Origin of the sequence: Mesorhizobium sp. M5C.F.Ca.ET.164.01.1.1 (assembly GCF_004792125.1) — a bacterium.
GTDB lineage: Bacteria > Pseudomonadota > Alphaproteobacteria > Rhizobiales > Rhizobiaceae > Mesorhizobium > Mesorhizobium wenxiniae.
Genome location: NZ_SRTG01000001.1, coordinates 774,602 through 799,212, shown reverse-complemented (window position 1 = coordinate 799,212; position 24,611 = coordinate 774,602). Strand labels below are relative to the sequence as shown.

The following is a 24,611-nucleotide window of genomic DNA, read 5'->3' as shown; positions in this document are numbered from 1 at the left end:
GATGGCAAAACTCGACACCATTACGCTTTCGGTCATCCAGGCGGCGCTGCAGCAGGTCTGCGACGAGATGGACCTGACCTTTTCGCGCGCCGCCTTTTCGCCTGTGATCGCCGAGGCCAACGACCGTTCCGACGGCATCTACTCGGCCGTCGACGGCTCACTGATCGCGCAAGGCAGCCAGGGCCTGCCAGTATTCGTCGGCGTGATGCAGTATTCGACCAGGACGGTGATCGAGATGATCGCCGGCGGACGCTGCCTGCCGCCCGAGCCCGGCGACATCTACATCGTCAACGACCCCTATCTCGGCGGCACCCATCTGATGGATGTGCGCTTCGCCATGCCGGTCTACCGGGATGGCAAGATTTTCTGCTGGCTGTCGAACACCGGCCACTGGCCCGATATCGGCGGCTCGGTGCCGGGCGGTTTTTCTGCCTCGGCAACGGCGGTCGAGCAGGAGGGCCTGCGGCTGCCGCCGGTGAAACTGTTCAAGAAGGGCGTGCTCGACCCGGAGATCTACGCCATCATCTGCTCCAACATCCGCGTCGCCGACCAGCGCATCGGCGACATCCGCGCGCAGGCGGCGGCACTGCTGATCGGCCAGGACCGGCTCTTTGGAATCCTGGATCGTTACGGAGATGAAACAGTTGTCGAGGCGATCGCCGAACTGCGCCGCCGCGCTGCCGAACAGATGCGCGCTAACATATCAGCCATTCCTGACGGCATTTATCGCTCGCAGGCCTTCGTGGATTCCGACGGGGTGGTGAACGAGCCGCTGACCATTGCGCTGGCGGTGGAGAAACAGGGCGACACGCTCAGCTTCGATTTCTCCGGCTCGTCGAAGCCTTGCGCCGGGCCGATGAACAGCGTGCTGGCGACGACCTTGTCGTCGGTCTATCTCGCCATGCGCCATATTTTCCCCGACGTGCCGATCAGCGCCGGCGCCTTCGAGCCGCTGATCGTCAAGTGGCCGGAAGGCACTTTTCTCGACGCCAAATATCCGCGACCGGTGTCGGGCTGCGCGGCCGAGGTTTCGCAACGCATCGCCGAGGCGGTGTTCGCGGCAATGGTGCAGGCGCTGCCGGATAAGGTGACGGCGGCTCCTGCCGGCTCCAGCGGCAATTTCGCGCTCGGCGGCAACGATCCGGCCCGCGGTCGCGATTACGTCATGTACCAGATCTCTGGCGGCGGCTATGGCGGCAATGCCGATCATGATGGCCTGACCAATGGCTGCTCGACCATAGGCATTTCAAAATCGCCGCCGGTCGAAATCATGGAGCAGGCTTTTCCGGTGCTCTACCGCCATTATGCCTTGCGCGAGGGCTCGGGCGGCGCCGGCAAGCATCGCGGCGGTTTTGGCCTCGCCTATGAGGTCGAGATCCTGCGCGGCGATGCCCGCGCCTCCTTCGTCATGGACCATGGCCGCTTCGGCCCACAGGGCGCGCTCGGCGGCAAGGACGGTGCGCCCAACACGGTGACCGTATTCCGCAATGGCGAGGCACATGTACCGCCGCATCTCTCCAAGGAGCAGGACATCGCGCTGAAAGCCGGCGACCGCGTACGCGTCGGCACGCCGGGCGGCGGCGGCTATGGCGATCCATTGCAGCGCGATCCGGAACTGGTGCTGAGGGATGTGGCCCTAGGATACTATACAGCCGAGGACGCTGGCGAAAAATTTGGTGTCTCCCTGTCGACGAATGGGCTGGCGATCGACCGGGCGGCGACGGACGAGAAACGCGCCCACCGCTGAGATAGGACGAATTCTCGGCGAGGCCCCTCGCGCAACCAGACGCAACCAGGTCACTTTCCCGGCCTTCACTTTCCCGCTTGACTGACCCGCCGTACGGAATACGCTGATGGGGAAAATACCGGCTCCGACCGCCGGGCGGCAAAAATGCCTCGTATGCCTCGCCTTCCGCGGCGGCGGCTGCGGGGCATTGTTATTTTGGGGATTTGCTTGGGACGGCGTATCGAAATCGGCATCCTTTACTCGCGGTCGGGCAACTACCGCCTGCTGTCCGAATCCTGCCGTTCCGGTGCGATGACGGCCATCGCCGACATCAACGCCGATCCCGCCATCCCGATCGAATTCGTTCCGGTGGAGCGCGACCCGCAAGGCAACATCGATGGCTACGCGACGGGCTGCGCCGACATTCTCGCCAACAGCGGCGCGCGTCACATCATTGGCTGCATCACCTCGTGGAGCCGCAAGGAGGTCATCCCGATCCTCGAGCGCGCCGGCGGCACGCTCTGGTATGCCTGTCCCTATGAGGGCTTCGAAGCAAACGAGCATGTCGTCTACATGCACGCTTGCCCAAACCAGCATCTCGTTCCGCTGCTGGCCCATGTCGTGCCGCGCTTCGGCGCCAACGGTTTCCTGCTCGGCTCGAACTACATCTGGGGCTGGGAGACCAACCGTGTCGCCCGCGACCTGATCGCCGACGCCGGCGGCAAGGTTTTGGGCGAGCGCTATCTGCCGCTCGGCGAGGCCGATGTCTCGAGGCTGATCGCCGAGATCCAGGCGACCCGGCCGGATTTCATCCTGAACAATCTGATCGGCTCGTCGTCCTATGCATTCATCGCGGCCTATGCCGAACTCGCCGAACGCGACCCGCATTTCAGGCCGGAGCGCTGCCCGATCCTGTCATGCAATCTCACCGAATGCGAGTTGCCGGCGCTCAATGACGCGGGCAATGGCCATCTTTCCGTCGGGCCGTACTTTCACGATGTCTCGGCAGCGGATCGCCAGGGCGATTCCGCGCCCTCCATCATGCCTGCCTCGTCCTTCGAGGCGGCGGCCTATGCCTCGGTGCGGACGCTTGCCGAAATTCTCGCCCGCAATCCCGGCGCACAATGGCCGGATCTTCCCCAGGCTTTTACTGGAACCTCGTTTCAAACCCCGCTCGGCGACATCTCCATCGATCCGCAGACCCAGCACGCCACCTTGCCGGTGCAGATCGGGCGCATCGAAGGCACCGCGTTCAAGACCGTCACGCTGACGAAGGGCGTCGTGCCCGATCCCTATCTGTCCCGCTATGACCGGACCGAGACGTTCGGCCGCTCACGCTTGAGGGTGGTCTCGTGAGCAAGGTCCCGCGCATCCCGAATCTCGGCGGCGCCAGGGCCTTTGTCCTGCATCGTCCGCATCCGACGGTGCAGGCGATCACGCGGCAATTGTCGGCCATCGGCCTCGAGACGGTCGGCTGCTGGCCGGAACTGCCGGCCAAGGCGCTGGCGGCGGACTTCGTCTTCTTCGATGCCGATCTCGGCTTCGACGAACAATTCCCATGGGCGCCAGGTGAGGCGCCGATGCCGCTGGTGGCGCTCATCGGCTCCGAAGCGCCAGGCCGCATCGAGTGGGCGCTGTCGCACAAGGCCGACGCCCAGTTGCTGAAGCCGGTCGGCAACGCCGGCGTCTACAGCGCCCTGTTGATCGCGCGGCAGAGTTTCGAGGCGCGCAAGCTCTTGGCAAGCGAGATATCGTCGCTTCGCCTGCGCGTCGCGGAGCGCCAGACCATCGTGCGCGCGGTGGAGGCTTTGTCGAAAGGCGCCGAGGACGGCCGCGCCTATGCGCAGCTCCGGTCGCTGGCGATGAGCTGGCAGATCAGCGTCGAGGAGGCTGCGCGCAGGATCGTGGCGATGACGGAAGAAGGCGGCGATGACCAGTCCCATCGCGCCTGATCTCCCCGCAACCGGGCTCATGCCGGTCAAGCCACGCGCCGGCGTCTGGCGGCGGCTTATAAAACGCCCTCTGGCGCTGCTCGGCCTTGTGATCGTTGCCATCGTTGTGGCCGCCGCCGTCCTGGCGCCGTGGTTGACCGGTTACGATCCCAACGAGCAGATGTTCGACGGACTGACGCTTGAAGGCGCGCCGTTGCCGCCAGACGCCAAATTCTGGCTGGGCACGGATCTGCTCGGCCGCGATCTCCTGACCCGCATCCTTTTCGGCGCGCGTACCTCGCTGATCATCGGCATCGTCGCCAACGGCGTGGCGCTTTTGATCGGCACACTGGTTGGCGTCACCGCAGGCTATTTCCGCGGCTGGATCGGCAGCGCGCTGATGCGCTTCACCGATCTGATGATGGCCTTTCCGGCGCTGCTGCTCGCCATCTGCCTGGCGGCGGTGCTCCAGCCGAGCCTGTGGATCGTCGCCATGGTGATTGCACTGGTGAACTGGGTGCAGACCGCGCGGGTCATCTACACCGAGACAAGCTCGCTCGCCGAGCGCGAGTTCATCGACGCCGAACGTACGATCGGGGCAAGCGCGCCACGCATCCTGTTTCGCCATATCCTGCCGCATCTGCTGCCGACGATCATCGTCTGGGGCACGCTCGGCATCTCGACCACCGTGCTCCTGGAAGCGACGCTCAGCTATCTCGGCATCGGCGTGCAGCCGCCGACCGCATCCTGGGGCAACATCATTTTCGAGAACCAGACCTATTTCCAGGCAGCGCCCTGGCTGGTCTTCTTTCCGGGTGCGGCGATCCTGGCGCTGGCGCTGGCCTTCAACCTCATCGGCGATGCGCTGCGCGACATCCTCGATCCGACGCAAAAGGGCCGGGCATGATCGCCTATCTCGGCCGCCGGGTCATCCAGTCCGTGCTCATCCTGCTCGGCGTCTCGCTGATCACCTTTGCGCTGCTCTATCTGCTGCCCGCCGATCCCGTCCGCCAGATCGCGGGCCGCAGCGCCACGCCCGAGACGGTCGAGAACATCCGCCGGCAGCTCGGCCTCGATCAGCCCTTCGTCATCCAATACTGGCACTATCTGACAAGCCTGCTCAGCGGCGATCTCGGACGCTCCTATATCCAGCGTTCCGAGGTCACGGAGCTCATCGTTTCGCGGCTGCCGGCAAGCCTGCTTTTGATGGTTGGCGCCATCCTTTGTGAGCTGGCGATCGGCCTGACGATGGGGCTCCTCGCCGCCGTCAGGCGCGGCACCGCCACTGATCAGACACTGATGGTCGCGTCCTTTGTCGGCGTCTCGGCGCCGCAATTCGTGGTCGGCCTGCTGCTCCTCTATATATTCGCCGTCCGGCTCGGCTGGTTTCCGATCGGCGGCTACGGCACCTGGCGCCATTTGGTGCTGCCCTCGCTGACCATGGGGATACTCGGCGCCGGCTGGTACGCCCGCATGATGCGCTCGTCGATGATCGACGTGCTGCGCCAGGACTATATGCGGACCGCCCGCGCCAAGGGCCTAGCGCGCGGCGCCATCATTTTCCGCCACGCACTGCCCAACGCCATCCTGCCAGTCATCGCCATGATCGGCATCGACATCGGCATTTTCATGGGCGGCATCGTGGTGGTCGAAAGCGTGTTCGGCTGGCCCGGCATCGGCCAGCTTGCCTGGCAGGCCATCCAGCGCGTCGACATTCCGATCATCATGGGCGTCACCCTGGTTTCGGCCTTCGCCATCGTGCTCGGCAATCTCCTGGCCGACACCGTCGCACCGTTCATCGATCCGCGCATCAAGCTTAGATGAAAACGAAAAAAGACCGGTAACAACCAGAGAAAGGGAACATGAGATGAAGAAATTCTCGACCTCCACCGTTGCGGTGTCGGCGCTCGCGCTGATGCTCGGCATGACAAGCGTACGCGCCGAGGACGCCGTCGATCCGAACGCCAAGCAGGGCGGCGCGATCACCATCACCTACAAGGACGACGTCGCCACGCTCGATCCGGCCATCGGCTATGACTGGCAGAACTGGTCGATGATCAAGAGCCTGTTCGACGGGCTGATGGACTACGAGCCGGGCACCACCAATCTGCGGCCCGACCTCGCCGAGAGCTACGAGATTGCGCCCGACGGCAAGACCTTCACCTTTAAGCTGCGCCACGGAGTGAAGTTCCACAATGGCCGCGAAATGACCGCCGATGATGTGAAATACTCGCTCGACCGCGTCACCAATCCGAAGACACAGAGCCCGGGCGCCGGCTTCTTCGGCTCGATCAAAGGGCATGACGATGTCGCTGCCGGCAAGGCGGAAAGCCTGACAGGCGTCACCGTCGTCGATCCCTACACGATCAAGTTCGAACTGGCCCGGCCCGACGCCACCTTCCTGCATGTCATGGCCATCAACTTCTCGCATGTCGTGCCGAAGGAGGAGGTCGAGAAATACGGCGCGGACTTCGGCAAGCATCCGGTCGGCACCGGGGCTTTCAAGTTCGCCGAATGGACGCTCGGTCAGCGCGTCGTCTTCGAGCGCAACCCGGATTACTGGCATAAGGGCCTGCCGTATCTCGACAGGATCAGCTTCGAGATCGGCCAGGAGCCGATCGTCGCCCTGCTGCGCCTGCAGAAAGGCGAGATCGATATTCCCGGCGATGGCATTCCGCCGGCCAAGTTCCAGGAAGTAATGGCCGATCCCGAGCAGAAGGCCCGCGTCGTCGAGGGCGGCCAGTTGCACACCGGCTATATCACCATGAACACCACCATGGCGCCTTTCGACAATGTGAAGGTGCGGCAAGCGGTCAACATGGCCATCAACAAGGACCGTATCGTCCAGCTGATCAACAACCGTGCGGTGCCGGCCAACCAGCCGCTGCCGCCGTCGATGCCCGGCTACGACAAGGAATTCATGGGCTACCCCTATGACGTGGCCAAGGCCAAGGCTTTGCTTGCCGAGGCCGGTCATCCCGATGGTTTTAACACGCAGCTGTTCGCCATGAACACCGATCCCAACCCGCGCATCGCGCAGGCGATCCAGCAGGATCTGGCGGCCGTCGGCATCAAGGCCAGCATCCAGTCGCTCGCGCAAGCGAACGTCATCGCAGCCGGCGGCGACAAGGCCGGCGCGCCGATGATCTGGTCCGGCGGCATGGCCTGGATCGCCGATTTCCCCGATCCGTCGAACTTCTACGGGCCGATCCTCGGCTGCGCCGGCGCGGTTCCGGGCGGCTGGAACTGGTCGTGGTACTGCAACAAGGATCTCGACGCCAAGGCGGCGGAGGCCGACTCGATCGTCGATCCGGCCAAATCGGGCGAACGTGCCAAGATGTGGAGCGCGATCTACGGCAAGATCATGGAAGACGCGCCCTGGGCGCCGGTGTTCAACGAGCAGCGCTTCACCATGAAATCGGCCCGGATGGGCGGCGCCGACAATCTCTATGTCGATCCCGTCCATATCCCGATCAATTATGAGAATGTGTATGTGACCGATGTGCAATAACTGCGACTACACCATCCATGGGCGCCATCACCATTTCGGCTGGGACAATTCCTTTGTCCCGACTGAGCGGGTGGCGCCCGGTTCGACGATCGAGTTCCAGTGCCTCGATTCGTCGGGTGGCCAGCTTCAGGCCGACAGCACCGTTGCCGACGTCGCTTTGCTCGACTTCGCCAAGGTGAACCCCGTCACCGGGCCCATCTATGTCGAAGGTGCCGAGCCGGGCGATGCACTGAAGGTGACGATCGAGATGTTCAAGCCGTCCGGCTTCGGCTGGACGGCGAACATTCCGGGGTTCGGGCTGCTCGCCGACGATTTTCCGGAGCCGGCGCTGAACATCTGGACATACGACGCCGCCTCGCTCGAACCGGCGCTGTTCGGCAGACAAGCCCGCGTGCCGCTGAAACCCTTTGCCGGCACCATCGGCAACGCGCCGGCCGAAATGGGCCTCCATTCGGTGGTGCCGCCAAGGCGCGTCGGCGGCAATCTCGACATCCGCGATCTCGCGGCCGGCACCACGCTCTATCTGCCGGTGGAGGTGGCCGGTGCGCTGTTTTCGGTCGGCGACACGCATGCCGCGCAAGGCGACGGCGAAGTGTGCGGCACGGCGATCGAAAGCCCGATGGATGTCGTGCTCAAACTCGACCTGGTCAAAAATGCACAGCTGAAGACGCCGCGCTTCACCACACCAGGCCCGGTGACGCGCCATCTCGACGCCAAGGGCTATGAGGTGACGACCGGCATCGGACCGGACCTGATGACGGGCGCCAGGGAAGCGGTCTCCCAGATGGTCGACATGCTTGCGGGCCGCTACGGAATGGACCCGGTCGAGGCCTACATGCTGGTTTCGGTCTGCGGCGATCTCCGGATCAGCGAGATCGTCGATATGCCGAACTGGGTGGTGTCGTTCTACTTCCCGCGCTGCGTCTTCGAATGAGCAAAGGCGTAACCAGCAAGCGGACCGGGGCTGCCGCTCCGGCCGTCTCGACCACGGCCGGGCCGGTGCTGGAAATCTCCGGCTTGACAGTCAGCGTGCGTGGCGAAGATGGCGAGCGGCCGGTGGTATCAGAGCTATCGTTCTCGCTTTCGCGCGGCGAGACGCTTTGCATTGCTGGTGAATCCGGTTCCGGCAAATCGATGACGGCGCTGGCGATCATGCAGTTGCTGCCGCAGCCGGCCGCCCGGATAGAATCCGGCACGATCCGGCTTCGCGATATCGATCGAGGTGACATCGATCTGGCTGGGCTCGATGAGCGCCGGATGCGGCGCATTCGCGGCGACCGCATCGCGATGATCTTTCAGGAGCCGATGACCTCGCTCAATCCGGTGCTGTCGATCGGCCGGCAGCTGGTCGAGTCCATCGAGGCCCATACCGGCCTCTCCCGCGCTGAGGCGCGCCGGCGCGCCATCGAGGCGCTGCAGGCCGTCCGCATCTCGGAAGCCGAAAGTCGGCTGAAGCAGTTTCCACACGAACTGTCCGGCGGCATGCGCCAGCGCGTGATGATCGCCATGGCGCTGGCGCTGAAACCGGATGTGCTGATCGCCGACGAGCCGACGACGGCGCTCGACGTCACCGTGCAAGGCGAGGTGCTGGAACTGCTGCGCGATCTGCAGCGCGAGCATGGCACCAGCATCATCCTCATCACCCACGACATGGGCGTGGTCGCCGAAATGGCCGATCGCGTCGTCATCATGCGGCACGGCCGCATGGTCGAGGAGGGAATGGCCGCCGATATTTTTGCTCGCCCGCAAGCCGACTATACGCGCGAGCTGCTCGCTGCCGTGCCGCGCATTGGTACCGGCGTCGGCCGCCAAAAATCCGCCGAACAACAATCCGTCGAAGCGGAAATGCCCGGAAGCGTGGCGGTGGTCAACGATCTGCATGTCCATTTCGACCTGCACGGCGGCTTCTTCGGTAGGGTGAACCGCCGTGTCCACGCCGTCGAAGGCGTCAGCTTTTCGATCGCGCCGCACGAGACGCTGGCGCTGGTCGGCGAATCCGGCTGCGGCAAGTCCACCACAGCCAAGGCGCTGGCCGGGCTTGTGCCCTACCACGGCGATATCGTGATCGGCGGGCGCAATCTGGCAGGGCTTGGCCGTGACCAGCGCAAGGCGGTTCGCCGCGACGTGCAGATGATTTTCCAGGATCCCTACGCCTCGCTCGACCCGCGCATGCGCGTCGGCGACCTCGTTGCCGAGCCGCTGTTGATCCATGGCATCGCCTCGAAGGAAGAGCGCAGCCAACTTGTGGCGGCATTGTTCGAACGCGTCGGCCTGTCGGCCGACCAGATGGAGCTTTATCCGCACGAATTCTCGGGCGGCCAGCGCCAGCGCATCTGCATCGCCCGCGCGCTGGCGCTCAGGCCCAAGCTCATCATCGCCGACGAAAGCGTTTCGGCGCTCGACGTGTCGGTGCAGGCCCGAGTGCTCGACCTGCTGAAGGAACTGCAGCGCGAATTCGCCATCGCCTATCTGTTCATCTCGCACGACATGGCGGTGGTCGAGAACATTTCCGATCGTGTCGCCGTCATGTATCTCGGCCAGATCGTCGAAATGGGCACCCGCGATCAGGTCTTTTCGAACCCGCGCCACCCCTACACGAAGCGCTTGATCGAGGCCGTGCCGGTGCCCGATCCGGCAAGGCGCCGGCCGCGTTTTGCGCGTCTCGACCAGGAGATCCCGAGCCCGACTCGAAAAATCGGCGAAGAGCCGCCGAAACTGGCACTGAAGGATCTTGGCAACGGTCATCTCGTTGCTGTTTCCTGACGCCAGCGAGGGCTGTCACCTCAAACCTGATCTGCGATCAGCCGATATTGGTCGGGCCGGCGATATCTGGCGAAGTCGAAATTCACCTTGCGGCAGACGGCGATCAGGTCGAGATCGGCGCGATGGACGATCACCTCGTCGTCGAGCGACATCGCCTGCGCCGCAATTTCGCCGGTCGGGGCGATGATGCAGGAGCCGCCGATCAAGGCCTGGCCGTCTTCGACGCCGGCCTTGGCCGCTGCCGCGACCCAGACCGTGTTCTGATAGGCGCCGGCCTGCATCGGCAGATGATTGTGGAACATGCGCAGATGCGCCAGCGCCGGCGCTTCATCGAGCAGCAGCGGCGTATTGTAGCCGATAAGGACAATTTCGGCGCCGTTGAGACAGAGCATGCGGAAGGTCTCCGGCCAGCGCCGGTCGTTGCAGATGGCCATGCCGACGCGCACGCCGCGATAGACGAAGACCGGAAAGCCGAGATTGCCGGGCTCGAAATACCGGCGTTCGAGATGCACGGTCGTGCCCGGTTCCGGCTCACTTGATCCCGGCACATGGATTTTGCGGTAACGCCCGACAAGCCTGCCGTCCTGCCCGACCAGACCCATCGTGTTGAAACGGCGCGTTACCCCGTCGACGCGCGTCAGCTCGGCATAGCCGAGCGCGAAGCCTATCTTGAGCCGCGCCGCGGCGTCGTAAAGGCGCTGCGTCTGCCGGCCCGGCATGGCCGGCTCGAAGAACACCTCGATCTCGGCCTGGTCGTCGATCCGCCAACGCGGAAAGAAGGTTGTCAGCGCCAGTTCGGGAAACACCGCGATTTCAGCGCCGGCGGCCGCCGCTCTTTCCAGAAGCGCGACCAGCCGGTCCACTGTTTCGGACCGTTGCGCGCTTTTCTGTATCGGGCCGGTCTGGCAGACCGCGATGGTCAGGTCTCGAGCCATGGCGTCGTTTCCCCAATAGATCGCAGTTCAGGCTGCAGCGGTCACCATGATCTCGACGCGATAGCCGTCGCCGGCGAGCCGGGCCTCGACCGTTGCCCGCACCGGCATGGCGCTTTTGTCGATCCAGGCGTCCCAGACGGCGTTCATCTTGTCGAAGTCGGCAATGTCGCGCAGCCATACCGTGGCGCTCAGGATCCTGGTCTTGTCGCTGTCGGCCTTCGCCAGATAGGTGTCGATCTTGGCGAGCACGTCGCGCGTCTGCTGCGTGGTGTCGCCCGATAGATCGTCGGGCGTCATGCCGGCCAGATAGACAATGCCATTGTGGCTGAGCACGCGGCAGAAGCGTGGGCCATTCTCGAAGCGTTCGATCGTCATGCGGTCATCCTTGCTCACGGTGCTTTTTCCTCCTGCGCGGATGTCGCCCCGATCCGGCCGGGCGCAAGATCGCCCGCCTCGATGCCTTGACGCAACAGTTCATCCGGCAAGCGTCCGGTGCGGATCAGATCGCGACATGCCCTGGCCAGCGCCGGCGATGTCTTGATGCCATAGCCGCCCTGGCCCGCCAGCCAGAAGAAGCCCTCGGCCTCGGCATCGAAGCCGACCACCGGCGAGGCGTCGCGCACAAAGCTGCGCAGCCCCGCCCACTGATGCTCTATCCGGCGCACGTCGATCGTCGTCGCGCTGCAGGCGATCGACCCCTACGGCGACATCGAAATCGTCGGGATAGGCGTCCGTCGGCTCGCTCGGTGTGGCATCCGCCGGCGAGACGAAAATCCGGCCGGCATCCGGCTTGAAGTAGAATTCCTCGCCGGCATCGTTGACCAGCGGCCATCCAGCAATGGAGAGGCCATCCGGTGCCGCGACATGGAACGCGGTGCGGCGCTTCGGCACGAGACCGATCGGGGCAACTTTGGCCAACGCAGCGATCCTGTCCGCCCAGGCGCCGGCCGCATTGACGAGGATCGGCGCGGCGAACAGTCCCTGGCTCGTCTGCAGGATCCAGCGATCCTTGTGCCGCTCGATCGCTTCGACGCCTGCATTGGTGACGATCCGGCCGCCACGTTTGCGCGCGTTGCGCAGGAAACCCTGATGGAGTTCGTTGACGTCGATCTCGCGACAACCCGGTTCGACGATCGCACCGGCGACATAATCGGATCGCAGCACCGGCACGCGCGCCAACGCCTCTCCGGGGCTGACCCGATGGATCGACGGCACGAATTGCCTGGCCCTTTCGAGTTCCTCTTCAAGCCGGCCCAGCTGATCCTGCCGCGCGATCGTCAGCATCCCACGCGCAAGCATCAAGGGATGATCGCAAAAGCCCTCGGGCGGCGCTTCGAGAAAAGACCGGCTGGCGATCGCTAGCCGTCGGATGATACCGTTGCCGTAATTCTCCGTAAAACTCGCGGCCGACCGGCCGGTGGAATGGCAATCGCAATGGCTCTCGCGTTCGAGCAGGATGACCGACGAGACCGCCGCCAGCTCATAGGCCGCACTCGCTCCGGCAATGCCGCCGCCGATGATCGCGATATCGGCTTCTTGTATCGAGGCGCCGAAGGGAGACTTCATCGCTAATAACCGCGCATTGGATCGACAACGCCGAGCAGCTTTTCGCCGCGCCGATAGCGGCTGAGATTGTCTGCGAACATTGCGAGGGCCTTCTCCTCCCAGCCTTCATAGACCGACGAGCAATGCGGCGTGACGATCACGTTCTCATATCCCCAAAGTGGATGATCCGCTGGCAGTGGCTCGGTCGAAAAGACATCGAGCGCGGCGCCTTTGATGCGGCCGCCATCGAGCGCCGGCAGCAGCGCGGCCTCCTCGACGACGCCGCCACGCGAAACGTCGATGAGCACCGCCGTCGGCTTCATCGCGGCAAATGCCGCAGCGCCGATCAACCCGCGCGTCGCCTCCAGCAACGGCACGCAACAGGCGATGAAGTCGGCTCGGCGCCAAAGTCCCGGCAACGCATCGATGCCATGAACCTCGTCGACATCTGTAGTTGGCCTGGGATGCGCACGCACGCCGAGCGTCGTCAGCCCCAGGGCCTTGGCACGCCGGGCCAATGCTTGCCCGGTCCTGCCGAGGCCGAGCAGCAGCAAGGTCTTGCCCTGGATCGGCTCGACCGTGCCGGCGGTCCATGTCCGGGCGCGCTGATGCCTGGCGAAATTTCGAAGACCGAGCGAAAAGGACCACATCGCCCCCAGCGCGTATTCGGCCATCATATCGGCCGCGACCCCGGCGGCGTTCGTCACCGTGACCTTTGCGGGGTTCCAGGGACCCAGATGATCCGTCCCCGACCCGCCGACCGACACCCATTTCACCGTCGGGCTTGCCAGGAGAGCGGAACGCGGAAAGCGCGCTGTGCCGTCGAAGCGCACCGAGTAGACGACCTCGGCGTTTGTCTGTTCTATCAAGGCGGCCAGACCGGCGTAGCTGTCACAAGGATAGACCGAAAGCCCCGGATGCTTGTCCCGCAACAGCTTCATCGCCACCGCCGGCGCGTTGGTGTGAAGGATTACGCTAGGGCCGGCTGTCATCGTCACGATGGAGGACCAGTGCGTGGCGCTGCTCCTGCCGAGATACGCCGATGCACGCCATCCAGGCTTTCTGCGAAGGCATCGAAGACGTTCCGGGCCGTGAGCTCGCGCAAAACCTGTTCGTTGATCCCGCCGCGTGTTGCATAGTCTTGCGCCAGATCCACGAAGCCGGTATCCGGCGTCGTTTCCGGTGCGTTGGCCAGCGCTTTGAAAATGGTGGCGATATAGTCGTGCGCCCGCGCGTCTGCGACGCCATGCTGTTTCAGCCAGCCATGGATGGTGTCGAGATATTTGAAATAGCTGGCAAATGTCGCGGTAACGACGCTCAGCGCGTCGAACTCGCTCGGATCATCGACCTCGATCACCTTTCCCAGCCGGCCGAAAAACGCCGCCATGCGCCGATCGTGCGGACAGATGATTGTCGCTCCCTGCCTGTGAGCGATCATCGGCATGGGAAGTGCTTTCGTCACGTGCTCCACAGGAGCGGTCAAGGCGGCTATTTCTTCGCGCGACAGGGTGGCGATCAAGCTGACGACGTGATGGTCCCGACGAAACTGCAATCCTGCTAGCACGTCATGCGCAATCTGCGGCCGAACCGCGAGCATGATCGTCTCGCAACTGTCGAGGACGGCCTGATTATCCGGTGCAATGCGTACATCGCGGTAGCGAAGTGCCAGGCTGGCAGCGATTTCTTGATTACGAGGCGACAGGAGCACCGATACGGAATTGTCCGCGGCGGATTTAAGTCCGGTGACAATCGCGGCTGTGAGCGCGCCTGTGCCGATGAAGCCGAGTTTCATTGGGTATCCCTAAGCGTTGTTCTGGATCGTCATCAGCCGACAAAATAGTACCAGCTCGGCATGTTTTTGGGGGTCAGGCAGCAACATGATCAAGCATCTTGCGACGCTCAGAGCCACCGCCGCACGCTTTGCTTGTAGTCGCGATACGTATCGCCGAAGCGCCGCTCGAGATAGGCCTCCTCGCGGGCGACGACGCCGTAGCGGATCAGGATTGCGAGAGGCAACGTGAGGACAAGGATCCACGCATTCTGCGCGGCTACGCCGATGCCGCCATAGATGAGGAACATGCCGAGGTAGATCGGATTGCGCGTCCAGCCGTGGATGCCGGTCGTCACCAGAACGCGCGTCGGCTCATTCGTCGGCACCGGCGTCACGGCGCGGGAGAAGTTGCGAATGCCCGCGGCGAAAAGCGCAAATCCGATCAGCATCAGCGAGCCGCCGATGATCCAGGTGACCAAGTCATTCCTGGGGATCGGGAACGGCAAGCGCAGCAGGCTATCCAGCACGAAGCCAATCAGAAAAGCAGCGAGAAAGAGCAGCGGCGGTCTCGCGATGACGCCTGCGGTTCCGGTGTCGGTTTGCCCAGCCGGGTTCATTCCCATGTCTGCTCCCGCAGGTGCCTAGGCTACGAAGCCCTACAGCCGCCTAGAAACGACAACTAAGGTGTCATTCTAGAAGTTGACAACTGTGGTGTCAATCGCGGAACTTGACCCAACAGAAATGTCAGAGACAAAGGGAACGGAAGCGATGGCGCCGGCACGACACGGGACTGAGTTGGGCCCAAGAACAGGGACGGACTCCGTCGTTGACGGCAAGGCCGAGGCGATCACCGAGCTGATGCTCGAAGTGGCCCAGTGCTTCTTCAGAATACGGGCACTCGGCCAGAAGACAGGGCTCATCACCAGTTGGGGCGGCGGTGCGTTCGGCTTCATGCGCAGCCTCGCGCTGCTTGGTCCGCTCACCGTACCGCAGATCGCCCAGATGCGGCCCACCAGCCGTCAGCGCATGCAGCGGCTGGCGGATGAGCTTGCGGCCGAGGGGCTCGTCGAATTCATCGACAATCCGAAGCACCGGCGCTCGAAGCTTGTCCAGCTGACGCGCAAGGGCGACGCGCGCTACGGCGAGCTGAATGCCCAGCTCATGGAGATCGCCTCGACCATGGGCGTCGCTCTCGACGAAGCGGACATCCGCAAGACCGCCGAGATCGTGCGGCAGCTGAGCGACGATGTGAAAGTGCGGTCGGAGCGGCTGTGCTGACGCAAAGGCTGCACGGCGCCGTTGAAGCGGATTCCCGTCCTCCGATGCCTGAGCGATGAGCGCCCTATCGTGTGCCGTTTCAGCCTTGATGCGCTTGGCTGTTGCCGCTTCCGTCCGAGCCCCGCCGGCGAACGATTGCCAACCGGAACCTCTGCGGAGCTGAGGCGTTCGAACCGCAGGAGCTGAGAGCTGCGCCTGCAATCGGCAAAAGAGTACTGCAATGGCTCAGAAAGCAAAGATAACGACAGGCACGAACGACCGGCCGCGCAACGAAACCATAGGCCAAACCGGCGAAGGCCTGCCGGACGACAGCAGCACGTCGCTTGAAGTCGACGAGGCCGCGGTCGCCCGGTTGAGGAACAAGCTGCAGGGCAAACCCGAGCAAGCTGCGCAGGATCAGACCAATGTCGACGAAGTTCCGGCAGGCACTCCTGGCGCCGGCGAGAATATGTGTCGCCGCTGCGCCGGGACAGGCATGATCGACGGCCGGACCTGCCCCGAATGCGGCGGAACCGGAAAGGTGACGACGCCGATAGGCGGCGGCTGAGGAGATCAGGAGGCCTGCCCGTTCCTATCCAGGCTGCCCTGTGCGGATCAGATCGCAGGCACCCACTTCCAGAACACGCCTTCCATCCGATCGGGATAGTGCTTGAACTCGCATTCGAAGCGCCATCCGTAAGTCTTGGCGGCCGCCAGCGCTTCCGGGCTGACCGGGTTCATGCCCGTTCCCGGCGCAAACCAGTCTTCCAGCAAGTCGTCGGGTATGTAGGCGCCGATCCTCAAAGGCAGCTTTTCGAGGACGACATCCATTTCCTGTGGTGCGGACAATGGGGTCTCCCTTCAAGATCTAACCACAGACAAGTCATTCGAGGCGGATTGGGTTCCAGACTATCGGTGAGAGCGAAGGTGAGCATGATGGGCGGGCAGGACTGGCTTCGACGTCCGACTTTATAGGATGTGGCCGAAATGGAGGAATCGGCAGGTCGTTCCCGTCCCGAGAGATGAGCGACCTATGTGTCCAGAATGGACCTCCATGAAAGGTCCGGAATGCTCCCCTCTGATTCGTCATGACAAGCATGCCGGATCAGAATACGAGATCGATGTGCTGTGCGATCCGGCGGACAAGCCTTGCACCGAAGTCAACTCGATCGCGACGCCGGACAGGTGAGGCCGCCCGATGTCCCGCTAAAAACAAGCTCTGAAGCACCGGATCTGGCTTTTCCTGCCAATCAGGGCTTTGACCTAGATCATGGCGCTTGCGGCTTAGGCATGCTGTTTTGCCTTTTGGCGAATTGAATTCGAATTGGCGAAGCGAAAAGATCACCGAGAATATTTGATCGAACGGTGCGTAGCGCCGCAGATGACTGGTCAGCTCGGGAGGAGCGCGTGGCTGGAACCGTAAACATGCATCATGCCGACAGGATTATGGCTGCCATACGTTCGGACGACGCGGCGAAGTCTGCGCTGGTCGCTTCGTGGCATCGATCGTCCGGATTGCATCGCCTCGATCCAGCCCAGAACAAGCCTCCCAAGCGGCTCACCGCGCCGAGCTGAACCGCGCCCGACAGAGCGTCGAATTGCTGATCCGCACAGCTCAGTCCAGCCTGTATCGCCTCTTCATGGCGGTCGGTGGTGCCGGCTGCTGCATTATTCTGGCGAACCGCAACGGCGTTCCCGTCGAGCGCAGAGGCGCCCCCGGCGACGATGCGACATTCCGGGATTGGGGGCTTTGGCTCGGCACATTATGGGGCGAAGAAAGCGAAGGGACGAACGGCATTGGCACCTGTCTCGCCGAGCAGCGAGCCCTGACCATTCACCGCGACCAGCACTTTCTCACACGCAACACCGATCTCAGTTGTACGACGGCGCCGATCTTCGATCACGAAGGCAATCTGGTTGCGGCGCTGGACGTCTCCTCCTGCCGCGCCGACTTGACCGAGAGTTTTGTCGCCCTGATCTCGCTGGTGGTCGTCGATACGGTGCGTCGGATCGAAGCGGAGATTTTTCGTATTGCTTTCCCAAACGAGCGCATTCTGCTTGCGCCCGTTGGCGAACGAGCCGCCGGTGCGCTGCTTGCGGTTGACGCCGATGATCTAGTGGTCGGGGCAACACGTGCCGCGAGGTTGGCGCTGGGAATTGCGCAAAATGGTCTCGCCAAGCCGCTACCCGTTTCGGACCTGATATGCGGTTCGGCCCCACCTCGCGCAGGATCTGGACGAGGCGGAGCGCGGCGCAATCAAACGCGCACTGGCCCGTGCTAATGGCAACGTCTCGGCCGCAGCGGCCAATCTTGGCATTTCACGCGCAACCCTGCATCGCAAGCTTGCCCGCTTCGGCTTAACGCGGTTCCGAACGCAAGGAATAATTGAGCTCGCCAGCGTAAGGACGTTGAAGATACTAAAGCGAGAAACTCTTCAGGTTCTATCCGAGTAATGGCCTGCTACCGGTTTTTCGGACATAGCTCGTTCCTCAAACTCGGCGAGGTTCTCAAAAGCCATGTCTAATTGAGGACCACTTCAATGGGGGCAGACCACCGTAGCGCAGCGAGGCGCGCGTGAGCGACGTGGCAATTGCGACGCCTTGAATTTCGTCAGATCAATGCACAGACATTCATAGCCACAACGAGCAGGCTTCTGCTCAAACGATATCAAGATATTGCCGGAAACGTGACGACGAAGCAGGCGCCGCCGCCGGATGGTGACTCATGGTGCACGGTTGCGCCATGATGCAAGGCGATCTGGCGCACCAACGACAGGCCGAGGCCCCAGCCGCCGGCCGTCTCGCTGCGGCCTTGTGGCCGGAAGAACGGTTCGAAAACGCGTTCGCCGGTTCCTTCCGGCAGGTCCGGCCCGTGATCGCGCACCTTGAGCACCACCGAGCCGCCTTCGGTCTCCACATGCGCGCTGACCGGCGGACCGCCATGCCTCTGTGCGTTCTGCATGAGATTGCGAACCAGCCGCGTGAGCAGTGTCGGGTCGCCCGACACCATGCCGGGTTCGCCTGAGACGTCGACGCCGGAGCGCGCGCCTTCCTCGGCCACGAGCGCCAGCAGATCCACCGGCTCCACCTGTTCCAGCTTCTCGATATGGTCGAGCCGGCTGGCAAGCAGGATTTCCTCCACCAGCGCGTCGAGCTCGGCGAGGTCGCGCACGATCTCGTCGCGCACCGGGCCGCCTTGTCCGTCTGCGTCGAGGTCGATCGCCATACGCAGGCGCGCAAGCGGCGAACGCAACTCGTGGCTGGCATTGGCAAGCAGCGAGCGATGCGCGGCAAGCAGCCGCTCGATCTGCTCGGCGGCGCGGTTGAAGCTCGCCGCCACCGCCGCTACCTCGTCGCTGCCGCGCACAGCAATGCGCGTGTCGAGAGCGCCTTCACCCCAGCGATCCACCCCCTGGCGCAACGCTTCAAGGCGGCGTGTAAGGTGGCGCACGACCGGAAAGGCGGCAAGCCCAATCACCGCGGCGATCAGCGCGAGATAGCCAAGGGGGTTGCGACCTGCCGGGCCGAACGGCATTCTCGGTCGCGCCGCGACAACCCTTCCGTCCGGCAGCCGGCTGACCAGCAAATGATACCCGCCGGGATGCATCCTGCGGTGAAATCCGATCTCGTGCTCGGGGATCGGCCGGCCGGCCGACGCAAGCAGCAGTCCCTGCGGGCCGTAGACCGAGATGTCGGCATCGACGGCCGCGGAGAGCCGCTGGACCGTCGCCTGTAGCAAGGCTGGGTCGGCGCCCTCAGGCAGCATCGCCGCGATGAAGGCGTCGCGCCGGCCGCTCCAGCCGACATGTTCGCGTTCCTGGCCCATGCGCACGAAGACCGCGCTGGCGATAGCCACGACCGCGAGGCTGGCCAGCACGGTGAAATAGATCTTGACGAAAAGACTATTGCGCATGGCCTATTTGTCACGGTCCTGGAAACGGGCAAAGACATAGCCTGCGCCGCGCACCGTGATGATGCGGCGAGGATGTTTCGGATCGGTCTCGATCGCGGCGCGGATGCGCGAGACATGCACGTCGATCGACCGGTCGAACGCTTCCAGCTCCTCGCCCTTGACCATGTTCATGAGTTGGTCGCGCGACAGTGTGCGCCCAGCATTTTCGGCAAGCGCTGCCAGCAGGTCGAACTGGTAGCTGGTCATCGGACAATCGCGCCCATCGACGCGGACCGAACGAGACGCGGAGTCTATCTCCAGCCGCCCGAAGCGCAGGATGCGAGGGGAGGCATTCGAGCCGGCGTTGCGGCGGCGCAGAACTGCCTTCAGTCGCGCCAGCAACTCGCGCGGATTGAACGGCTTCGGCAGATAGTCATCGGCGCCGATCTCCAGCCCCACGATGCGGTCGGTCTCGTCGCCTCGCGCCGTCAGCATCAGCACTGGCACATCAGACGTCGCACGAATGCGCTTGAGCGCGTCGAAGCCGTCCATGTCCGGCAGCATGACGTCGAGGATCACGGCATCGGGCGATAGCCGCGCGATTTCGGCAATGCCCGCGCCCGCTGTCGCCGCCGCTTGGACGCGAAAGCCGTTGCCCACCAGATATTCGGCGAGCATGGCGGACAGGCGAATATCGTCGTCGACGATGAGAATCTGGTCCGCCATGCGCGTTATTTGCCTCGATTCGACTGTCCCGATCCGGAGCTTACCAGCGGCGATGCCAGCCGCGATCCTCGAAATGCTTGAGCATTTCCGCGCGTTGCTCGGCCGTCAGCACCTCGGCGGCGTCGAGCAGGGCGGTCGTCAGCTTGCGCGAGGCCTCGTCGACCGCCGTGACGCGTTCTGCGCGCAGGCTCTCTGCCGCCGCGCGGTCGACGGTTGCGGCGCCAAGCAGCTTGGCGACATCGTCTCGTGTGTCACGAAAGCCGCGCATGATCGGGCGGACATCGTCATGAAGTTTGTCCATGATCGCCTCCAGCTTCTCTTCCTGCTCGGGTGTGGCGTCAATCTCCTCGAGCATGCGCTCGAAGTGGTGCCCGCCGAAACCCGGGCCACCAAACCCCATGCCGTGGCGGAAATTGGCCTGCATGTGCATGCCGGGCCCGCCGTCGCCCCAGCCCATGCCGAAGCGCTGCATGCGCTCGTAGTCCTGGCTGAGCGCGCCGGCGATCCCGACGCCAGCAAGCGTCGCTATCGCAATGCCGCCGATGGCAATGCGCTTGCCCCAGCTCTTCCTCTGCTGGTTGCCGGAGAGGCCGGCCGGTTCCGGATGATTCGTTTCCATGATGCTGGTCCTTTCGCTAAGGCGGCGACTCTGCCGCGACTGGGCCAGACTAGGAGCGCAACGTTTCGGCCGTTGTGGGCGAATGTAAAGTTGTGTGAAGCCAACAAGGCGCTATTGCGGCGGGAAGCGGGAGTGCTGGGTAAGGTTCTCCAACCTTCCGAAGTCCGGCGTCTCCAGTTTGATCTATCCCCTCCACGGGCACTACCGGCCGTTCGCGCACCGATTAGGCGTAGCTGGTCGGGTTGCACACCCTGAATCGGGTGCGGCTGAGATGGTTGTCAGCTTTAGCTTGAGCGGCTTTTGAGGCAGCCGTCTAGAAGCGGCGGGCCTACAGGCGGGCTGATTGCCAGCTAGCGATTTGCGCGCTCTTGAACTCTCGCTCCGTCCACTATTCGGTCGCTCGGGTGCAGCACGACCCGATCGCCTTCGGATAGACCAGACGCGACCTGCGCTACTCGATCGTTGCGCTGGCCGATCTTGATGACTGTCGTGCGGACGCGTCCGTCCTTGACAAGGAACGCGGCCCAGTCGTCACCCTGTCGAAACAGCGCTGCCACGGGCACGGTGAGCGCGTTGTCGTCACGCCAGTTCGTCACATGCACAATCACACGATAGTCGTGTCCGAGCCGTGCCCAGGCTTCAGGAGGATCGACGAAGTCGATCTCCGTGTGGACCCGCTGCTCCTCTATGCCAAGCGCAGAGACCTTAAGGAAGCCAGCAGGGTCGATGCGTGTCACCTTGCCCTGGATCGTCGGCCCGCCCCAGCCGTCGATGAGGACCGATGCGCCGGGCTTTATCTGTACGGCGTCAGTCGAGAGAAGGTCCGCCACAACCTGCAGGTCGAGCGGATCTCCGATCTCGACGAGCGGCGCTCCCGCCTGCACCATGCCCTCGCTCTCCTGAACGATCTTCAGGATGCGACCGCTCACCGGGGCACGAAGCTGGATACAGCAGGCCGGATCGGCCTGAGAGGACGCGTTAGCGGGCTGGCCGAGACGCGCCTCGATCATCGCCTTTTCATTGCTCCGAACTTCAACCTGCGCCTTCGTGCTAGCCAGCGCGGCCTCGTTGGCGTCGACGTCGAACCTCGCCTTGTCGAGAACGTTCTGCGATATCGCCCCGGTCTTGGCGAGCTTCTCGGCCCGCTCGAGCCCTGTGCGCGAAAATGCAAGCGCCGCCTCGAGGCGTTTCACTTCCGCTGCAGCGAATGTCACAGCCGCCTCGGCTGCGCCGAGAGATGCCAGCAACTCCTCATGTGTGCGGACGTCATGAAAACCAGGCGTGGTCGGCTGCATCACCGCCACGACGGTATCGTCCTGCGTCACCTGGTCACCGACATGACGTGGCGGCGAGATTCTGAGTACCTTTCCGGCGACCGGCGCCGACACCGTGTAGACGTGGCTTACGCGTGTCTTCGCTTCGTCGTCGACCGTGACTTCCATCACGCTCCTGGCCACCGTGGCGATATCCACCGGGATGGGCTGCGGCCAGGCAAACCAGACTACCGCCGCTGCCAGCAAGCCGAGGCCGACGGCACTTGCGGTTCGCTTCATCCAGGGTGTTCGCATCTTTCAGTCCCTCGTCTTGAGAACGGCGACCAGGTCCAGGCGACCAACTCGCCTGCCCACGACGAGGGCCGAGAGGATGGCCGCGGCAATCACGATCGCGCTGGCGAAAACATAGGTGGAGGGCTCGACGATCAGGCGAATACGCATTAGCTCGCCGGCCAGGTTGGTCTTCATGAACCAGGCAAGACCGTAGCCCATTGCCCAGCCGGGCGGCTGCGCAATCAGCGTCAGCAGGCCGAGTTCGAGAAGCAGGATGCGTCGAACCTCGCCGCGGGTGAAGCCGAGCACCCGCAAGCTGGCCAGCTCGCGGGCCCGCTCGGACAGCGCCACGCGCGCGCTGTTGTAGACCACGCCGAAAGCGATGACGGCCGCAAGTCCCGTGTAGATGCCGGACATCGTGGTGACGAGCAGGGCTACGACCTCGCGGAAATTGGCGAGGGAGGCGGTCTGCAAGGCCAAGCCACTGACGACCGGCATGGCCTTGACGGAGGTGTAGAACGCATCCTGCATGCCCCGGTCCAGCGTGACGTTGACGCCATCCGCCGCCGGGGCCTCGCGCAGAAGTGCCGCCAGCGCTTGCTGATCCATCATGCCGCGGATGCCCAGATAGTCCTCGACCAGCGTGGCGACGGGGAGCGAAACCGTCCGCCGGGCGCCATCGAGCAGGTCGATCTCGACCACGTCGCCAACTCGTACGTCGAGAACTTGGGCGAGCATGCTCGAAATGGCGAGACCCGATTGCGGAAGCAACACCGGCTGCAGGTTCGTATCGATGATACGGTTGAGGTCGGCGTCGCGAGGCCGGGCGCGGATCGTGATCCGGCGCTCGAGATGACCACTGCGAATGCGGACCGGGACCTCCCGATAGGGTTCGGCGGCCAGCACACCTGGCAATCTTGCGATCTGGAAGGCAACGTCCTGCGGACGCTTTTCCAGGAAGCTGACCGTTGCGTCCTGGCGGTCCGCCAGGAAGTAGATGACGTCGATCAACTGCTCCATGGATCCGCCGGTAAAGAGCGACACGATCAATATTGCTGTCGCCAGCGCCATGCCGAGAGCAGTGAAAACCGAGCGGATCGGATGCCTGCCAACGTTTCGGAGCATCATTCGCGTCGGCTGCGAAACGAGCCCCGCCAAACCGAAGCCCACGGGCAGCATGCGGCGAAAGCTCGGTGGCGCGGGCGGCTGCATGGCGACCGCCGGGGCCAGGGCGACGACCTCGCGCAAGGCGCGCAACGCACCGATTGTAGCAGCGAGCAGGCTCAGCGCGGCCGCAACGACGTAGAGATCCGGCGTCTTGACGAAAAGGAGGAAGGGAAATCGGAAGAAGTCGCTGAACATGTTGGTGACATACGCGCCGAGCCACGTGCCGACCACGCCGCCGATGGCGATGCCCAACGCCGTAATAATGCCGACGAACTTGAGGTAGTGCAGGACGATGCTCGCATTCGAATAACCAATGGCCTTCAGGAGCCCGATCTGCTCGCGTTCGAGCGAGACAAGACGGCTGAGCGTCAGATTTACCAGGAATGCCGAAACCAGCAGGAAGATCGGCGGCAGAGTGCGGCTCATGTTGTCGAGCATGTCGAGCTCGTGATCGAGCCAGGCGTGCGATGTCTGATCCTTGCGCCCGTAGGCGGCACGCCCACCATAACGGTCAAGCAGGGCGTCGAGGCGCGTCATCGTCTCGCGTTCCGGCGTTCCCGGAAGCAGTTGCAGCGATACGGAGGAAAACGCGTCTTCGAGATCGTAAACGCTGGCCAGAGTGCGTTCGGACATCCAGATGACACCGAAACGGCGGCCATCCGGAATTATGTCGCCCGGCCCGACGGCATAGATATATTCAGGACAGAGCGCGATCCCGACGACCGTCAAGTCGCGCTTGCGGCCGTTGAGGACCGCTGCGAAGCGCGATCCCGGCGTGAGGCGATGTGCCTCCGCGAAACTCTCATTGACCACCACTTCTTCCTGCCGGCCGGGTTCCGGCGTGCGGCCGGCCCGCATGTAGAGGCGGTTGAGCACTGGCTCGCCGATTTCGGGCAGCGAGATGACCATGCTGGTGACCGGTTCAATCAGGCCCGGCATGTCGAGGAGGGCAAATTTTGTTATGCGCGTATCGACCGCCGCCACACCCGGAATCTCGGCGATCCGATCGACAAGTGCGTTGGGCGCGCGCCGCGCCGTTGCGAACACGTCTCCGAAACGATAGCGCTCGTAATAGGCGGTCCTTGTCTCCTCGAGTGAGCGGTAGGAGCCGACTGCGAGCAGAACGGTCGCCACTCCGCCGCCGACGACGAGTGCAATCGCGAGCGCCTGCGCCCAGAGACGGCGAAGATCGCGAAGCAGCTTGACATCGAGCGCGCGCAT

General features: G+C 63.6%; 22 protein-coding genes and 2 pseudogenes. 11 read left to right on the top strand and 13 right to left on the bottom strand.

Annotated elements, in window-relative coordinates; translation table 11 throughout:
- Position 1: 1 nt before the first annotated feature.
- The 8 genes from EN807_RS03825 (at position 2) to EN807_RS03790 (ending at position 9,931) form a co-directional block, all read left to right on the top strand.
- The gene (locus EN807_RS03825) at positions 2-1,747 is read left to right on the top strand and encodes a hydantoinase B/oxoprolinase family protein (RefSeq protein ID WP_135933942.1); all 1,746 of its coding nucleotides are present in this window, start codon (positions 2-4) and stop codon (positions 1,745-1,747) included.
- A gap of 207 nt (positions 1,748-1,954) precedes the next feature.
- Positions 1,955-3,082 carry a transporter substrate-binding protein gene (locus EN807_RS03820; protein ID WP_135933941.1) on the top strand — a complete coding sequence of 376 codons (1,128 nt, stop codon included), beginning with the start codon at positions 1,955-1,957 and terminating at the stop codon, positions 3,080-3,082.
- Complete coding sequence (locus tag EN807_RS03815; RefSeq protein ID WP_127315417.1) at positions 3,079-3,678, top strand: transcriptional antiterminator; 600 nt, start codon at positions 3,079-3,081, stop codon at positions 3,676-3,678. The genes EN807_RS03820 and EN807_RS03815 overlap by 4 nt, the downstream gene beginning before the upstream one ends.
- A 19-nt stretch (positions 3,679-3,697) precedes the next feature.
- The gene (locus EN807_RS03810) at positions 3,698-4,564 is read left to right on the top strand and encodes an ABC transporter permease (RefSeq protein ID WP_189522449.1); all 867 of its coding nucleotides are present in this window, start codon (positions 3,698-3,700) and stop codon (positions 4,562-4,564) included.
- Positions 4,561-5,481, top strand: coding sequence for an ABC transporter permease (locus EN807_RS03805; RefSeq protein WP_135933939.1), 921 nt, complete (start codon positions 4,561-4,563; stop codon positions 5,479-5,481). The genes EN807_RS03810 and EN807_RS03805 overlap by 4 nt, the downstream gene beginning before the upstream one ends.
- A 43-nt stretch (positions 5,482-5,524) precedes the next feature.
- Positions 5,525-7,168 carry an ABC transporter substrate-binding protein gene (locus EN807_RS03800; RefSeq protein ID WP_135933938.1) on the top strand — a complete coding sequence of 548 codons (1,644 nt, stop codon included), beginning with the start codon at positions 5,525-5,527 and terminating at the stop codon, positions 7,166-7,168.
- Entirely contained in the window at positions 7,158-8,102 is a 945-nt protein-coding gene (locus EN807_RS03795) for an acetamidase/formamidase family protein (RefSeq protein WP_135933937.1), read from the top strand. The genes EN807_RS03800 and EN807_RS03795 overlap by 11 nt, the downstream gene beginning before the upstream one ends.
- The gene (locus EN807_RS03790) at positions 8,099-9,931 is read left to right on the top strand and encodes an ABC transporter ATP-binding protein (protein WP_135933936.1); all 1,833 of its coding nucleotides are present in this window, start codon (positions 8,099-8,101) and stop codon (positions 9,929-9,931) included. Before EN807_RS03795 ends, EN807_RS03790 begins: the two co-directional genes overlap by 4 nt.
- A gap of 20 nt (positions 9,932-9,951) precedes the next feature.
- Here the strand turns inward: EN807_RS03790 and EN807_RS03785 are convergent, their stop codons facing one another.
- The 7 genes and pseudogenes from EN807_RS03785 to EN807_RS03760 form a co-directional block, all read right to left on the bottom strand.
- Positions 9,952-10,866: a nitrilase-related carbon-nitrogen hydrolase gene (locus EN807_RS03785; protein ID WP_135933935.1), complete on the bottom strand. Its 915-nt coding sequence runs from the start codon at positions 10,864-10,866 to the stop codon at positions 9,952-9,954.
- A gap of 27 nt (positions 10,867-10,893) precedes the next feature.
- Positions 10,894-11,241: a RidA family protein gene (locus EN807_RS03780; protein ID WP_135935775.1), complete on the bottom strand. Its 348-nt coding sequence runs from the start codon at positions 11,239-11,241 to the stop codon at positions 10,894-10,896.
- Between the two features lie 14 nt (positions 11,242-11,255).
- Positions 11,256-11,471 carry a hypothetical protein gene (locus EN807_RS37595; RefSeq protein ID WP_348640230.1) on the bottom strand — a complete coding sequence of 72 codons (216 nt, stop codon included), beginning with the start codon at positions 11,469-11,471 and terminating at the stop codon, positions 11,256-11,258.
- A gap of 163 nt (positions 11,472-11,634) precedes the next feature.
- Positions 11,635-12,432, bottom strand: a pseudogene (locus EN807_RS03775) (FAD-dependent oxidoreductase); the annotation flags it as partial.
- Positions 12,433-12,434: 2 nt separating this feature from the next.
- Positions 12,435-13,352 carry a D-2-hydroxyacid dehydrogenase gene (locus EN807_RS03770; RefSeq protein ID WP_246684010.1) on the bottom strand — a complete coding sequence of 306 codons (918 nt, stop codon included), beginning with the start codon at positions 13,350-13,352 and terminating at the stop codon, positions 12,435-12,437.
- Positions 13,353-13,405: 53 nt separating this feature from the next.
- Positions 13,406-14,203, bottom strand: a complete 798-nt coding sequence (locus tag EN807_RS03765; protein WP_135933934.1) for a pyrroline-5-carboxylate reductase — start codon at positions 14,201-14,203, stop codon at positions 13,406-13,408.
- A 107-nt stretch (positions 14,204-14,310) separates the two neighbouring features.
- Positions 14,311-14,805, bottom strand: coding sequence for an isoprenylcysteine carboxylmethyltransferase family protein (locus EN807_RS03760; RefSeq protein WP_135933933.1), 495 nt, complete (start codon positions 14,803-14,805; stop codon positions 14,311-14,313).
- Positions 14,806-14,950: 145 nt separating this feature from the next.
- Between EN807_RS03760 and EN807_RS03755 the strand changes: the two genes are divergently transcribed.
- The gene (locus EN807_RS03755; RefSeq protein ID WP_189522341.1) at positions 14,951-15,460 is read left to right on the top strand and encodes a MarR family transcriptional regulator; all 510 of its coding nucleotides are present in this window, start codon (positions 14,951-14,953) and stop codon (positions 15,458-15,460) included.
- Positions 15,461-15,824: 364 nt separating this feature from the next.
- Complete coding sequence (locus EN807_RS03750) at positions 15,825-16,007, top strand: hypothetical protein (RefSeq protein ID WP_127315429.1); 183 nt, start codon at positions 15,825-15,827, stop codon at positions 16,005-16,007.
- Between the two features lie 47 nt (positions 16,008-16,054).
- Here the strand turns inward: EN807_RS03750 and EN807_RS03745 are convergent, their stop codons facing one another.
- Positions 16,055-16,288, bottom strand: a complete 234-nt coding sequence (locus EN807_RS03745) for a hypothetical protein (protein ID WP_135933931.1) — start codon at positions 16,286-16,288, stop codon at positions 16,055-16,057.
- Positions 16,289-16,864: 576 nt separating this feature from the next.
- Between EN807_RS03745 and EN807_RS03740 the strand changes: the two are divergent.
- Positions 16,865-17,800, top strand: a pseudogene (locus EN807_RS03740) (helix-turn-helix domain-containing protein); the annotation flags it as partial.
- A 307-nt stretch (positions 17,801-18,107) separates the two neighbouring features.
- Here EN807_RS03740 and EN807_RS03735 read toward each other — a convergent pair.
- From EN807_RS03735 to EN807_RS03715, 5 genes are all read right to left on the bottom strand, one after another.
- Positions 18,108-19,352, bottom strand: coding sequence for an ATP-binding protein (locus EN807_RS03735; RefSeq protein WP_135933930.1), 1,245 nt, complete (start codon positions 19,350-19,352; stop codon positions 18,108-18,110).
- A 3-nt stretch (positions 19,353-19,355) separates the two neighbouring features.
- A complete protein-coding gene (locus EN807_RS03730; protein ID WP_065010069.1) occupies positions 19,356-20,057 on the bottom strand; it encodes a response regulator in 702 nt (233 codons plus the stop codon).
- A gap of 40 nt (positions 20,058-20,097) precedes the next feature.
- Positions 20,098-20,676 carry a Spy/CpxP family protein refolding chaperone gene (locus EN807_RS03725; RefSeq protein WP_135933929.1) on the bottom strand — a complete coding sequence of 193 codons (579 nt, stop codon included), beginning with the start codon at positions 20,674-20,676 and terminating at the stop codon, positions 20,098-20,100.
- Between the two features lie 350 nt (positions 20,677-21,026).
- Complete coding sequence (locus EN807_RS03720) at positions 21,027-22,196, bottom strand: efflux RND transporter periplasmic adaptor subunit (protein WP_348640229.1); 1,170 nt, start codon at positions 22,194-22,196, stop codon at positions 21,027-21,029.
- Between the two features lie 51 nt (positions 22,197-22,247).
- A complete protein-coding gene (locus EN807_RS03715) occupies positions 22,248-24,611 on the bottom strand; it encodes an ABC transporter permease (RefSeq protein ID WP_135933928.1) in 2,364 nt (787 codons plus the stop codon).

Coding starts and splice junctions, on each gene's coding strand:
- EN807_RS03825 (WP_135933942.1), top strand. CDS start 2: ATGGCAAAACTCGACACCATTACGCTTTCGGTCATCCAGGCGGCGCTG.
- EN807_RS03810 (WP_189522449.1), top strand. CDS start 3,698: ATGCCGGTCAAGCCACGCGCCGGCGTCTGGCGGCGGCTTATAAAACGC.
- EN807_RS03805 (WP_135933939.1), top strand. CDS start 4,561: ATGATCGCCTATCTCGGCCGCCGGGTCATCCAGTCCGTGCTCATCCTG.
- EN807_RS03800 (WP_135933938.1), top strand. CDS start 5,525: ATGAAGAAATTCTCGACCTCCACCGTTGCGGTGTCGGCGCTCGCGCTG.
- EN807_RS03795 (WP_135933937.1), top strand. CDS start 7,158: ATGTGCAATAACTGCGACTACACCATCCATGGGCGCCATCACCATTTC.
- EN807_RS03790 (WP_135933936.1), top strand. CDS start 8,099: ATGAGCAAAGGCGTAACCAGCAAGCGGACCGGGGCTGCCGCTCCGGCC.
- EN807_RS03785 (WP_135933935.1), bottom strand. CDS start 10,866: ATGGCTCGAGACCTGACCATCGCGGTCTGCCAGACCGGCCCGATACAG.
- EN807_RS03780 (WP_135935775.1), bottom strand. CDS start 11,241: ATGACGATCGAACGCTTCGAGAATGGCCCACGCTTCTGCCGCGTGCTC.
- EN807_RS03770 (WP_246684010.1), bottom strand. CDS start 13,352: ATGAAGCTGTTGCGGGACAAGCATCCGGGGCTTTCGGTCTATCCTTGT.
- EN807_RS03765 (WP_135933934.1), bottom strand. CDS start 14,203: ATGAAACTCGGCTTCATCGGCACAGGCGCGCTCACAGCCGCGATTGTC.
- EN807_RS03760 (WP_135933933.1), bottom strand. CDS start 14,805: ATGGGAATGAACCCGGCTGGGCAAACCGACACCGGAACCGCAGGCGTC.
- EN807_RS03755 (WP_189522341.1), top strand. CDS start 14,951: ATGGCGCCGGCACGACACGGGACTGAGTTGGGCCCAAGAACAGGGACG.
- EN807_RS03735 (WP_135933930.1), bottom strand. CDS start 19,352: ATGCGCAATAGTCTTTTCGTCAAGATCTATTTCACCGTGCTGGCCAGC.
- EN807_RS03730 (WP_065010069.1), bottom strand. CDS start 20,057: ATGGCGGACCAGATTCTCATCGTCGACGACGATATTCGCCTGTCCGCC.
- EN807_RS03725 (WP_135933929.1), bottom strand. CDS start 20,676: ATGGAAACGAATCATCCGGAACCGGCCGGCCTCTCCGGCAACCAGCAG.
- EN807_RS03715 (WP_135933928.1), bottom strand. CDS start 24,611: ATGCGCGCGCTCGATGTCAAGCTGCTTCGCGATCTTCGCCGTCTCTGG.